At 43.3% G+C, this 12,174-nt stretch carries 11 protein-coding genes; 5 read left to right on the top strand and 6 right to left on the bottom strand.

Annotated elements, in window-relative coordinates:
* Window positions 1-16 precede the first annotated feature (16 nt).
* The 4 genes from msbA to kdsB are packed head-to-tail and all read left to right on the top strand — an operon-like array spanning window position 17 to window position 3,690.
* Complete coding sequence (gene msbA, locus OCU56_RS04780; protein WP_261874393.1) at window positions 17-1,765, top strand: lipid A ABC transporter ATP-binding protein/permease MsbA; 1,749 nt, start codon at window positions 17-19, stop codon at window positions 1,763-1,765.
* Between the two features lie 3 nt (window positions 1,766-1,768).
* Entirely contained in the window at window positions 1,769-2,767 is a 999-nt protein-coding gene (gene lpxK, locus OCU56_RS04785; protein WP_261874394.1) for a tetraacyldisaccharide 4'-kinase, read from the top strand.
* A complete protein-coding gene (locus OCU56_RS04790; protein ID WP_261874395.1) occupies window positions 2,757-2,936 on the top strand; it encodes a Trm112 family protein in 180 nt (59 codons plus the stop codon). Before lpxK ends, OCU56_RS04790 begins: the two co-directional genes overlap by 11 nt.
* 1 nt (window position 2,937) lies before the next feature.
* Entirely contained in the window at window positions 2,938-3,690 is a 753-nt protein-coding gene (gene kdsB, locus OCU56_RS04795) for a 3-deoxy-manno-octulosonate cytidylyltransferase (RefSeq protein ID WP_261874396.1), read from the top strand.
* A 112-nt stretch (window positions 3,691-3,802) separates the two neighbouring features.
* Here kdsB and OCU56_RS04800 read toward each other — a convergent pair whose 3' ends face one another.
* From OCU56_RS04800 to OCU56_RS04810, 3 genes are all read right to left on the bottom strand, one after another.
* Window positions 3,803-5,329 carry a SpoVR family protein gene (locus OCU56_RS04800; protein WP_261874397.1) on the bottom strand — a complete coding sequence of 509 codons (1,527 nt, stop codon included), beginning with the start codon at window positions 5,327-5,329 and terminating at the stop codon, window positions 3,803-3,805.
* Window positions 5,330-5,352: 23 nt separating this feature from the next.
* Window positions 5,353-6,621 (bottom strand): YeaH/YhbH family protein, encoded by a 1,269-nt coding sequence (locus tag OCU56_RS04805; RefSeq protein ID WP_261874398.1) that lies wholly within the window; start codon window positions 6,619-6,621, stop codon window positions 5,353-5,355.
* Window positions 6,622-6,750: 129 nt separating this feature from the next.
* A complete protein-coding gene (locus tag OCU56_RS04810; RefSeq protein WP_261874399.1) occupies window positions 6,751-8,685 on the bottom strand; it encodes a PrkA family serine protein kinase in 1,935 nt (644 codons plus the stop codon).
* A gap of 214 nt (window positions 8,686-8,899) precedes the next feature.
* Between OCU56_RS04810 and OCU56_RS04815 the strand changes: the two genes are divergently transcribed.
* Window positions 8,900-9,631 carry a MipA/OmpV family protein gene (locus tag OCU56_RS04815; protein WP_261874774.1) on the top strand — a complete coding sequence of 244 codons (732 nt, stop codon included), beginning with the start codon at window positions 8,900-8,902 and terminating at the stop codon, window positions 9,629-9,631.
* Window positions 9,632-9,649: 18 nt separating this feature from the next.
* On the opposite strand, the gene OCU56_RS04820 is transcribed toward OCU56_RS04815, so the two are convergent.
* The 3 genes from OCU56_RS04820 to OCU56_RS04830 all read right to left on the bottom strand — a co-directional run bounded on the left by OCU56_RS04820 (window position 9,650) and on the right by OCU56_RS04830 (window position 12,069).
* Window positions 9,650-10,150 carry a YfbU family protein gene (locus OCU56_RS04820; RefSeq protein ID WP_261874400.1) on the bottom strand — a complete coding sequence of 167 codons (501 nt, stop codon included), beginning with the start codon at window positions 10,148-10,150 and terminating at the stop codon, window positions 9,650-9,652.
* 68 nt (window positions 10,151-10,218) lie between these two features.
* The gene (pflA, locus tag OCU56_RS04825; RefSeq protein ID WP_261874401.1) at window positions 10,219-10,953 is read right to left on the bottom strand and encodes a pyruvate formate lyase 1-activating protein; all 735 of its coding nucleotides are present in this window, start codon (window positions 10,951-10,953) and stop codon (window positions 10,219-10,221) included.
* 108 nt (window positions 10,954-11,061) lie between these two features.
* A complete protein-coding gene (locus tag OCU56_RS04830; RefSeq protein ID WP_261874402.1) occupies window positions 11,062-12,069 on the bottom strand; it encodes a lipid A deacylase LpxR family protein in 1,008 nt (335 codons plus the stop codon).
* Between the last annotated feature and the right edge of the window lie 105 nt (window positions 12,070-12,174).

Raw genomic sequence — 12,174 nt, forward strand, 5'->3', positions numbered from 1 at the left:
AAATAAAGCCATTCTTATGTCACAACTAGAAGATGAATCTACGTGGAAAACCTTTAAGCGACTGTGGAAATACATTCGTTTTTATAAACTGGGGCTTTTCGTCGCAGCGTTCGCTTTGATTATCAACGCTGCTGCAGATACTTATATGATTTCCCTTTTAAAACCTTTGCTTGATGAAGGATTTGGGGATATTGAATCTAATTTCTTAAAGATCTTACCTTTTATTATCTTAGGTATGATTGTGGTGCGAGGTATCTCAGGGTTTATTTCAACCTATTGTTTGAGCTGGGTTTCTGGCAATGTGGTCATGTTAATGCGTCGGGCCATTTTTAACCATTTCATGCACATGCCGGTGCCTTTTTTCGATAGAGAGTCCACTGGTGGCTTGCTATCTAGAATTACTTACGACAGTGAACAAGTGGCGGCCGCCACCAGTAAAGCTCTAGTTAGTCTTGTGCGCGAAGGTGCGAGTATTATAGGGCTACTGGCGTTAATGTTTTGGAATAGTTGGCAACTGTCACTGGTGTTATTAGTGGTCGCTCCTGTTGTGGCTTTTGCTATTCGTCAGGTCTCTAAGCGTTTTCGTAAAATCAGTAAGAATATGCAAACCGCTATGGGTAAAGTGGCTTCTTCTGCAGAACAAATGCTAAAAGGGCACAAGGTTGTATTGAGCTATGGTGGGCAACAGGTAGAAGAAGAACGCTTTAATCAAGTGAGCAATAAAATGCGTCAGCAAACGATGAAGATGGTTACTGCGCAAGCGGCAGCCAACCCTATCGTACAGCTTATCGCCTCTTTTGCTTTAGTCACTGTGCTTTATCTTGCCAGTTTTCCTCAGGTACGAGCGGATCTCACCCCTGGTGCGTTTACCGTTATCTTCTCTGCAATGTTTGGCATGATGCGTCCATTAAAGTCATTAACGAATGTGACCTCTGATTTCCAAAGAGGTATGGCTGCAGCCCATACATTGTTCTCTTTGATGGATTTAAATACAGAAAATGATGCTGGCACAAAAGACGTCACTCGCGCGAAAGGCGTCGTTGAAGTAAAAGATGTGACTTTCACTTATCAAGGTAAAGATACCCCTGCCTTAAAACATGTGGATTTTACCATTCCACAAGGGAAGACCGTGGCGCTTGTTGGGCGTTCGGGGTCTGGGAAAAGTACCATTGCCAACTTATTCACCCGCTTCTATGAGGTTGATGAGGGCGAAATAAGACTCGACGGTGAAAATATTAATGCTTATAAACTCGCCAATTTGCGTCAGCAGTTTGGTTTAGTGTCGCAAAATGTGCATTTGTTTAACGATACTATTGCCAATAACATCGCCTACGCGGCGGAAGGTGAATATACTCGCGAGCAAATTGAACATGCAGCAAAATTGGCCCATGCCCTAGAGTTCACTAAGCATTTACCGGATGGTTTAGATACCATGATTGGCGAAAATGGTGCAAGCTTATCTGGAGGTCAACGCCAGAGAGTGGCCATTGCACGAGCGTTATTGCGTGATGCGCCAGTGTTGATTTTAGATGAGGCCACATCGGCTCTAGATACCGAATCTGAACGTGCTATTCAGTCGGCATTGGACGAGTTGCAAAAAGACAAAACCGTGTTAGTTATTGCTCATCGATTATCAACTATCGAAAATGCCGATGAGATTTTAGTGGTGGATGCCGGTGAAATCATTGAGCGTGGTACCCATTCACAATTGCTGGAAAAAGGCGATGCTTACGCACAACTTCATAAAATCCAGTTTGGTGATTAATTCGTGATACACCTATTATGGTTTAGCTCCAACCCACTGCGTTGGTTATTTTGGCCGCTGTTGTGGCCATTGAGTCAGTTGTTTGGCTACATAAGCCAACGGCGACGCAGTGATTATCTACAAGGCAAAAAACCAAGCTATAAAGCGCCGGTACCGGTAGTGGTGGTGGGCAATATTACGGCGGGCGGTAACGGTAAAACGCCCGTAGTGGTGTGGTTAGTAGAGCGCTTGCAAGAGTTAGGGCTTAAGGTGGGAGTCGTGTCTCGTGGTTACGGTGCTAAAGCTCCCCATTATCCGTTGCTAGTGGGCCAAGAAACGCCCACCCAGCATTGCGGTGATGAACCTAAACTCATTGCTCAACGTACAGGGGCCATTGTAGTGGTTGACCCTGTTCGGGCTAACGCCGTACAGCACTTACTGCAACACGATGTCGATATTGTGGTCACAGACGATGGTTTACAACATTACGCACTGCAACGAGATATCGAATTTAGCGTAATTGATGGTAAGCGCCGTTTTGGTAACCAACATCTTATTCCGCTAGGGCCGTTAAGAGAAAAGCTGAGTCGTTTAGATGATGTGGATTTTCTTATTACCAATGGTGGTGAGGTGCAAGGAGATGAGATCGCAATGGTATTGCAACCGTCCCATGCGGTAAACCTTGTCACCGGTGAGAGACAAGCGGTAAACGAGCTCGGTGCATTGGTGGCAATCGCTGGGATAGGTCATCCACCGAGATTTTTTGATACGTTATCATCCATGCAGGCTAACGTAACAAATAGCAAAGGTTTTGCTGATCACAAAGCATTATTGAAGTCAGATATTATTCCGTTATTATCTGAAGGTCAGCAACTGATCATGACAGAAAAAGATGCGGTAAAATGCCGTGAGTTTGCGCAAGACAATTGGTGGTATTTACCCGTGTCCGCGCAGATAAGTGATAACAATAGTCAGAAAATCATGAATAAAATTCAAGAGGTATTGAAGGAATATGGATCATAGATTGTTAGAGATCGTTGCCTGCCCTGTATGTAAGGGAAAGCTCACTTATGACCAAAAGAACAAAGAGCTAGTCTGTAAATTGGACCGCTTAGCGTATCCCATTAAAGAAGGGATCCCCGTTCTTTTAGAGCCAGAAGCTCGCTCTATCTCTATGGAAGAGGGACGTTAATATGGCCTTTACTGTCATTATTCCTGCTCGTTATCAGTCCACTCGACTGCCAGGTAAACCTTTAGCGGATATCTGTGGCAAACCTATGATTGAGCATGTGTATCAACAAGCCATTCAGGCCGGCGCTGAGCAAGTGATTGTTGCTACAGATGATCAACGGGTAGCGGATGTTGTTATTGGTTTTGGCGGTCAAGTGTGTATGACCTCCGAAAACCATGAGTCAGGAACTGAGCGTTTAGCGGAAGTGGTTGATAAAATGGGCATTGCTGATGATCATATTGTGGTGAATGTACAAGGGGATGAACCGTTAATTCCGCCAACTGTGATTGCTCAAGTCGCTGATAATTTAGCCGCATCTACCGCACCTATGGCCACTTTAGGAGTGGCTATTGGCGATGCAGAAGAAGCCTTTAATCCCAATGCGGTTAAAGTGGTTGCAGATAAAAATGGCTATGCCCTCTATTTTAGCCGAGCAACAATACCTTGGGATAGAGACCAGTTTGCTACGACGACGTCAACGTTAAATCAACCCTTGATGAGACACATAGGTATCTACGCGTATCGTGCGGGTTTTATTAATCGATACATCAGTTGGGCGCCGTCTACGCTAGAGAAAATTGAAAGTCTTGAGCAACTACGTGTGCTTTGGTACGGTGAAAAAATTCACGTTGCTTTGGCAAAAGAAACCCCGCCACCTGGGGTGGATACTCAACAAGATTTAGATGCGGTGAGAGCGATATTGTTGAACCAGTAATCGCTGACTGTGTCAGTTAATGAAAGAGAAGCCCATAAAATAGGCTTCTCTTTTTTTTAACGATCTAGTGTGCAGTGCGAACTTATTGTCACGGGTATCATGGCAATTGCATTTAAATGCTTTTTCCAAAATCACTGCGTTTAGGGCAAGTGATGAGTACGTCTCTATGCCCAGACTCTTTTAACTCCTCAAGAATCACATCAAAGCCCCATAATCGATACAGATGTTTTATGACGTCCTCATAACTTTTATCAAGAGGAATGCGTTGGTGCGGTATGTGTTGCAAGGTTAGGGAGCGATCCCCGCGCACATCAACATTCCACACTTGTATATTGGGCTCAAGGTTACTTAAGTTGTATTGAGCGGCCAGTTTTTCTCGGATTGCCTTGTAACCCACTTCATCGTGTATGGCGTCGATTTCAATATGGCTTTTTCTGTCATCGTCATGGATAGCGAACAGTTTAAAATCGCGAATGAGTTTCGGGGACAAATATTGGCTAATAAAACTCTCATCTTTAAAGTTTTGCATGGCAAAATGCAGTGATTCTAACCAATCGCTTCCGGCAAGATCAGGAAACCACTGTCGGTCTTCATCGGTCGGGTGCTCGCAGATACGTCGGATATCTTGAAACATAGCAAAGCCTAACGCATACGGGTTAATGCCACTAAAGTAAGGGCTGTTATAGGCCGGTTGCGCGATGACACTGGTGTGACTGTGTAGAAACTCCAACATAAACTTATCAGACACTAACCCTTCATCATACAGGTGGTTAAGAATGGTGTAGTGCCAAAAAGTGGCCCATCCTTCATTCATTACTTGCGTCTGTTTTTGCGGGTAAAAGTACTGACTCACTTTGCGTACAATCCGCACGATTTCCCGTTGCCATGGCTCCAATAAGGGGGCGTGTTTTTCAATAAAATAGAGTAGATTCTCTTGAGGCTCTGATGGAAACCGCGTTTTCTCAGCGCAGTCACTGTCATGATGCTTAGGAACGGTGCGCCACAACTCATTGACCTGAGATTGCAGGTATTGCTCTCTTTGTTGCTGGCGAGCGGTCTCTTCGGCAATGGAGATTTTTTCCGGTCTTTTGTAACGGTCGACACCATAATTCATCAAGGCATGGCAAGAATCAAGGAGGTTTTCTACGTCATCAACACCGTATTTCTCCTCACAATCACTAATATAATTACGGGCAAAAATGAGGTAATCGATGATGGAACTGGCATCGGTCCAGGTTTTAAACAGGTAATTGCCTTTAAAAAACGAGTTATGGCCATAGCTGGCATGTGCCATCACCAGTGCCTGCATGGTGACTGTATTTTCTTCCATCAAATAGGCAATACATGGGTTGGAGTTAATGACAATCTCATAAGCAAGACCCATTTGACCGTGCTTATAGTTTTGTTCTGTTTGAATGAACTTTTTACCAAACGACCAGTGATGATAATTGATGGGCATACCAATACTGGAGTAGGCATCCATCATTTGCTCTGCGGTAATCACCTCAATTTGATTGGGGTAGGTGTCGAGTTTGTAGTGTTTGGCGACGCGCTTAATTTGCTGGTGGTACTCTTCCAGTAAGTTGAAGGTCCAATCAGGACCATCGGGTAATGCTTTAGATTTCACATCTGCTGACATAGTGTGTCCTTACTTATTTTCCCTTAACCGCTTTCCTTTTGGAACAATTCCCGAAATACAGGGAAAATATCTTCCACGGAGCGAATGTTTTTCATGGCAAAATTGTCACAGCCAGACCCCAGTTTTTCATATTCATGCCACAAAGTTTGATGACTGCGACGGGTGATTTCTATATACGAATAGTACTGACAGCAAGGCAGTAGGTTCTCTGTGAGTAGTTTTTTACATCGAGGAGAATCATCAGCCCAATTGTCGCCATCGGATGCTTGCGCGGCATAGATATTCCATTGGTTGGTGGGATAGCGCTGTTTGACAATGTCATGCATCAGTTTTAATGCACTAGAGACAATAGTGCCGCCAGTTTCTTGGGAATAGAAAAACTCATGCTCATCCACTTCTTTTGCTTGGGTATGGTGACGGATGAAGACCACATCCACGTTTTCATAGGTACGGTTGAGAAATAGGTACAGTAAAACGTAGAAGCGCTTAGCGATATCTTTAGTGGTTTGATCCATTGATCCGGACACATCCATCAAGCAAAACATCACGGCTTGGCTAGATGGAATAGGTCGTTTTTCATAGTTCTTGTAGCGCAAATCAAAGGTGTCAATGAATGGCACACGGCGGATTTTCCCTTGTAACTCTTCAATTTGCTCTTTGATGCTACGTTGTAGTAAAGGTTGCGCAGGTTCGCTATTTCTTAATGAGGTGAGCTCTTGCTCTAGAGATTTGAGTTGGCGTTTTTTTCCTGAAGAGAGAGCAATACGTCTTGCTAGAGATTGTTGCAGTGAGCGAACTACGGAAATATTGGAAGGGATACCTGCGGTTTGATACCCCGCACGGTGGGTTTTCCATTCGGTAATACGGTTTACTTGTTTCTTATCTAAGTTAGGTAGAGCGAGATCCTCAAATAAGATATCAAGATATTCATCTTTCGAGATTTGAAAGATAAACTCATCTTGCCCCTCACCATCAGGACTGGCTTCACCATCGCCGCTACCACCGCCACTGCCACTTGGCGGGCGCTCAATTTTATCCCCTTTAATAAACTGGTCGTTACCTGGATGCACTCTTTCTCGCACCCCACCTTGACCTTGATGAAAAGAGGGTTCATTAATATCGCTTTTCGGCAGCGTAATGTCTTCTCCTGACTGAGTATCGGTAATGGAACGACGATTCACGGCATCAGAGACCGCTTCCTTGATCTTTTGTTTATGACGGCGAATAAAGCGTTGTCTGTTGACAGTACTTTTATTTTTTCCATTTAGCCTGCGGTCAATAAATTGAGCCATTTGCCACCTCAATTACTGCTAGTGATGCTGTTACTCACTAGTGTGTTCTATGTCTTACCATGCCCGTAAATATACGGTTATTTACCGGGTATGCTATTGCCTCTCACATCCATGATGCATTGCAAGTAATCACGAAGATTTGCGTACTCGTAGATACCATTCAGACAGTAAGCGAACTTGTTTTTCTGTGTAGCCTTTTTCCATCATTCTGGCGACAAAATCATCATGTTTCTTTTGATCTTCGGTAGAGGTCTTGGCATTAAAGGAGATAACAGGCAGCAACTCTTCAGTATTGGAGAACATTTTTTTCTCAATAACCGTTCGTAGTTTCTCATAACTGGTCCATAACGGGTTGCTACCACCGTTATTGGCCCGAGCACGTAGTACAAAATTAACGATTTCGTTACGGAAATCTTTCGGGTTACTAATGCCTGCTGTTTTTTCTATTTTCTCTAACTCGCCATTGAGGGAAGCACGATCAAACAGCTGGCCGGTTTCTGGATCGCGATACTCTTGATCTTGAATCCAAAAATCGGCGTAGGTGACGTAGCGGTCAAAGATATTTTGACCGTATTCAGAGTAAGACTCTAAATAGGCGGTTTGCACTTCTTTACCAATAAATTCAACGTAGCGAAGAACTAGGAAGCCTTTTAAAAACTCCAAATAGCGTTCTGCTTGTTCTTGTGGGAACTGCTCTCGTTCTACCTGTTGCTCGATAACGTAAAATAAGTGTACTGGGTTTGCTGCTACTTCCGTTTGGTCAAAGTTAAATACGCGAGAGAGGATTTTAAAGGCAAATCGAGTAGAAAGCCCTGACATGCCCTCATCCATACCTGCGAAATCTTTGTACTCTTGATGGCTTTTGGCTTTAGGGTCCGTGTCTTTTAAGGTTTCCCCATCATAAACGCGCATCTTACTAAATACGGAGGAGTTTTCTGGATCTTTCAGCCGAGATAAAATACTAAACTGAGCCAGCATATCTAGGGTGCTAGGGGCACAAGGTGCGTTATTTAACTCACTATTTTCTAATAATTTTTCGTAAATTTTAACCTCTTCAGAAACGCGTAAACAATAGGGGACTTTCACTATATAGACACGATCTAGAAAGGCTTCATTATTCTTATTATTGCGAAACGTCTGCCATTCCGATTCATTGGAGTGCGCTAAGATGGTGCCGTCAAAGGGCAGGGCAGAGAGCCCTTCCGTACCATTAAAGTTCCCCTCTTGGGTTGCGGTTAATAATGGATGCAAAACCTTGATAGGGGCTTTGAACATTTCGACAAATTCCATCAAGCCTTGGTTCGCCTTACATAAGGCACCAGAGTAACTGTAAGCATCGGGATCATCTTGGGAGTAATGTTCCAGTTTTCGAATATCGACCTTACCCACTAACGATGAAATATCTTGATTGTTTTCATCACCAGGTTCCGTTTTGGCCACCCCAACTTGATCTAGAATCGAAGGGCGCAGTTTGGTGACAGTAAACTTGGAAATGTCGCCACCAAATTCATGTAAACGTTTGGCCGCCCATGGGGACATGATGGAGCGTAAATAGCGTTTATCAATACCATATTCACTGCGTAAAATTTCTGCATCTTCAGCGGGATCAAACAGACAAAACGGGTGGTCATTGACTGGACTGCGCTCACCATTGGCCGATAACACATAAATAGGAGCTTGTTGCATTAACGCTTTAAGTTTTTCTGCAATAGAGGATTTACCGCCACCAACAGGGCCTAATAGATATAAGATTTGCTTCTTCTCTTCTAGTCCTTGTGCTGCGTGTTTTAAGTAAGAAACAATTTGTTCAATGGCATCTTCCATACCGTAAAAATCTTTAAAGGTGTCGTACCGAGCAATCACGCGATTAGAAAAAATACGACTTAAGCGTGGGTCCTGAGCGGTATCGATGAGTTGTGGCTCCCCAATGGCGTGCAAAAGTCGTTCCGCCGAATTGGCATAGGCCATTTTGTTTTCGCCACATAAAGATAAAAACTCTTGAATAGAGAGTTGTTCTTCTTTTGCCGCTTCATATCTGTGCTGAAAATGTTCAAAAATACTCATAACAAAAATCCCCTTTAAAATGCTATAAGAACCAAGCCAATGACTACGCTTATCCCAACATTAAGACTAGTCATGAAAATTTAGATTTGCTTGAAATATAAAAACATTTTCATAAAGATGGGCTAAACGAAACAGTGAAATGAGTGTAAGATAAGAAAATAACTGATTAACAACTCTATAACAATCAATGCAAAAGGATGTGCTTGTGTATCGAATGAGTGGATTGGTCATGATGATGTTGTTTTCGACTCCAGTGTGGGCAACGTGGTCATTAGGGGTAGGAGCGTCCTATTCACCGGCAGTATATAAAGATACACCGTCAAACAAGGTGGTTATCCCCATCATTGGCTATGAAGGGGAACATGTCTATTTACGTGGCTTTACGGCAGGGTATCGCGTATGGGAGCGACGTTCAGCGCATAATGTGGTGTTCCGGTTGGCCTATGATCCACGAACACTGCAACCCTCCGATTCTGATGATCCTATTATTCGCCAAGTAGATAAACGGCGCAGTACAGGATTGGCAGGGGTGAGTTATCAATATAACAATCGCTCAATTGGACAGATAGAAGTGACCTTTGCCGGAGACATTTTAGGCGTGCATAACGGAATATATGCAGAGAGTGTGTACCGCATTCCTTTTCGCGGGCCGAGGTGGATGTTAACGCCGTCGTTAGGCTACTCTTGGAACTCAGCGAAATTAAATAATCATTTGTATGGCGTTTCTCAACACGAAGCAGACCGTATCAATGGTGTAAATGCTTTTTCTCCTAATGGAGACGGACAGTTCTTTTTGGGGTTACGAGGTTTAGTGAAAGTGACACAACATGTGGTGGCGACTGCAGGTGTGCGTTACACTAATTTACAAGGGGATTTGGAGCAGAGTCCTTTACTTGATGATACTGATTCAGTGAGTATGAATATAGGCCTAGTGTATTCTTTCTAGGCCTGAATATTACCGGTATTATGCGTTAAAAATCTGTGAGATTTCAGTGGCACATAAATGGTATTGACGTGGACAATTACGCCAAGTTGCCAGCATGCGGCGATATTTATCTAGCATTGGCATTTGTGCATTAAAGTGATGGTCGCCCTTATCAAACTGCGGGTACAAACCTTCTGAGTCCGTTAAAAAGCGCACATAATTTACAATGTTGGCTTCACTAGCAATATCAAAGCCTAAGAAAGATAAACGACGCTTATCAACATTTCCTTGCTCGCTAACATTAAGAATATTGAACGATTCTTGCATGGCGTGGTACATCTCCATAATGTCGATCACTTCACGACAACCGTCTTCAGAAATAGCACCAAAATCTTTGTCCAGTTCACGCATCTGTAAGCCGTAACCACGTTCAACAATCACTTGTAGGCGCTCGTACTTATCTTGGTTTTCTGGAGATAATTTTGACATTAAGTAATATTGGTTCGAAAGGATCAAACGCTGTGCGTTGGTCATTTCCATAAATTCATTTCCTTTAGTTTTTTGTCCTAACTTCTCTATTTATAAGCGTATAAACAGAAATAGGGAGATTAATATTTAACGTTGTCAGTGTACTGGCTGAGAATGCTGACAATATTATCCATAGTTTCTTTGCTTGGTGGCTTAGTGCCTTCTAATGGGTAGTCAAAACCTAACGCTTCCCACTTATGCGCACCAAGTTGGTGGTAAGGCAATAGCTCTACCTTTTCGATGTTATCCATATCTTTAATGAAATCACCGAGCATATGGGCCGCCTCTTCATCGTCGGTATAGCCCGGTACGATGACATAGCGAATCCAAGTTTTTTTACCAATCTTATGCAGGTAACGAGCAAAATCTAAGGTACGCTTGTTGGATACACCAATGAAATCTTGATGAATTTCATCTTTCATATGTTTGAGATCAAGCATAACTAAGTCACTGACTTCTAAGACTTCGTCAATGACCTCTGTGTGTTTACGAATGTAGCCATTGGTATCGAGACAGGTATGGATACCTTCTTCGTGAGCGCGTCGGAAGAGATCACGAACAAATTCAGGTTGCATCATAGATTCGCCACCAGAACATGTAATACCGCCACCAGAGGCATTCATAAAGTGACGATAAGACTTAGCTTCTTCAATCAACTCCTCAACAGAGACCTCTTTACCACCGTGCGTATCCCATGTATCTCGGTTATGACAATACATACAGCGCATTAAGCAACCTTGTAGGAATACGATAAAACGAATACCGGGGCCATCGACGGTTCCACAGGACTCAAATGAGTGAATTTTACCTTTCATAGATGCTCTCAATTATAACGTTTTAATACTTAAATTAAGTGTATTACAAACAAAGGGCATTACCTAGACCTGAGTGGCGATAAAGGGTGGGAATATAGGCGGTTAAACTCAAAATAGCCAGAATAGGGCTAAAGAACCGTTAGTGTGTACGGTATTTTGATCTTCTTGGTAGTCACGAGTTTTGCTTGAGATAGACAAACTGGCTCCCCAACCGCGATAAACCCCGGTTACCCCAACGGAAGCGGTACCTTGAAAGTGCTGTACTTGGTTTGCCGTAATACCTTGATCGGGGCGCTCTCCATCAATGGTAATATCATTAAATCTAACCCGCCCTTCAACGCCGGCAAACAGATACCAGGCCGTTGTTGTTTGCATAATTAAACTGGGGTCTATAGTGGACTCATTGCTGATTTTTGCGCTGGCAAAGCTTTGTTGTAATTGGCTGCCCCAACGCCACATTACCCCAGTGGCGACTTCACTTCGATAGTTACCGAGCATGACTCGACTCGGGGTCGTGAACTCATGGGTAGTGTTACCACTGACTGGGCTTTGCCACCATTTCTGGGTTCGGTTATAGGCAAGGTTGAAAATAAACTGGTTATCAATTTGATTGTGCCAACCTTGGGGATCTTCTGATTTGATGATGCTATGTACATACTTTTGAGTTTCTTCTGCGTAGGCGTTGGGACCGACAGTTCCGAGCATTAAATTATAAGTATTGACTGCAGAAGGAGAGATAGAGTAAAGGGTTGATGAGACATAGAGCAAACCGGCATATGGTCGCTCGTTGGCAATCGGATCAGGGTTTTCTATATCCTCTGGGGTCCACATTTTCTGGCCCAGCTCGATGCTGTATTTGTGCCGTATTGTGCCTGAAGCATCCGCTGAAAAATACGAGCCAGGGAGAGAGTCAAAAAAGTCATTATTGGAAATGGAGAGTTCACTGGAATAAACGAAGAACAGGCCGTTGGTATAGTCCTTATCCGTGGTGACTATGCTGTCATTATCAATACCAAAAAAGAACGAACGGCTCGTCTCTGCATATGACATAACGGGAGTCGATGCGACAAATATACTGGCAATAAATTGAGATTTTTTGCTTAGGGAAAGGGGCATACTACTCCGAGTTTCAATATCAACATCCTGTCATATGAAACTAGAGCTTATTATAGATTTAGATAATAAAAAACCCCGCTAGAGCGGGGTTTTGATACAAGTCGT

Source organism: Vibrio rarus (assembly GCF_024347075.1).
GTDB classification, from domain to species: domain Bacteria; phylum Pseudomonadota; class Gammaproteobacteria; order Enterobacterales; family Vibrionaceae; genus Vibrio; species Vibrio rarus.

Bases quoted from the DNA above. Each gene is read 5' to 3' on its own strand.
- OCU56_RS04810 (WP_261874399.1), bottom strand. From the start codon at position 8,685: ATGAGTATTTTTGAACATTTTCAGCACAGATATGAAGCGGCAAAAGAA.
- OCU56_RS04820 (WP_261874400.1), bottom strand. From the start codon at position 10,150: ATGGAAATGACCAACGCACAGCGTTTGATCCTTTCGAACCAATATTAC.
- OCU56_RS04805 (WP_261874398.1), bottom strand. From the start codon at position 6,621: ATGGCTCAATTTATTGACCGCAGGCTAAATGGAAAAAATAAAAGTACT.
- kdsB (WP_261874396.1), top strand. From the start codon at position 2,938: ATGGCCTTTACTGTCATTATTCCTGCTCGTTATCAGTCCACTCGACTG.
- OCU56_RS04790 (WP_261874395.1), top strand. From the start codon at position 2,757: ATGGATCATAGATTGTTAGAGATCGTTGCCTGCCCTGTATGTAAGGGA.
- OCU56_RS04800 (WP_261874397.1), bottom strand. From the start codon at position 5,329: ATGTCAGCAGATGTGAAATCTAAAGCATTACCCGATGGTCCTGATTGG.
- pflA (WP_261874401.1), bottom strand. From the start codon at position 10,953: ATGAAAGGTAAAATTCACTCATTTGAGTCCTGTGGAACCGTCGATGGC.
- OCU56_RS04830 (WP_261874402.1), bottom strand. From the start codon at position 12,069: ATGCCCCTTTCCCTAAGCAAAAAATCTCAATTTATTGCCAGTATATTT.
- OCU56_RS04815 (WP_261874774.1), top strand. From the start codon at position 8,900: ATGAGTGGATTGGTCATGATGATGTTGTTTTCGACTCCAGTGTGGGCA.
- msbA (WP_261874393.1), top strand. From the start codon at position 17: ATGTCACAACTAGAAGATGAATCTACGTGGAAAACCTTTAAGCGACTG.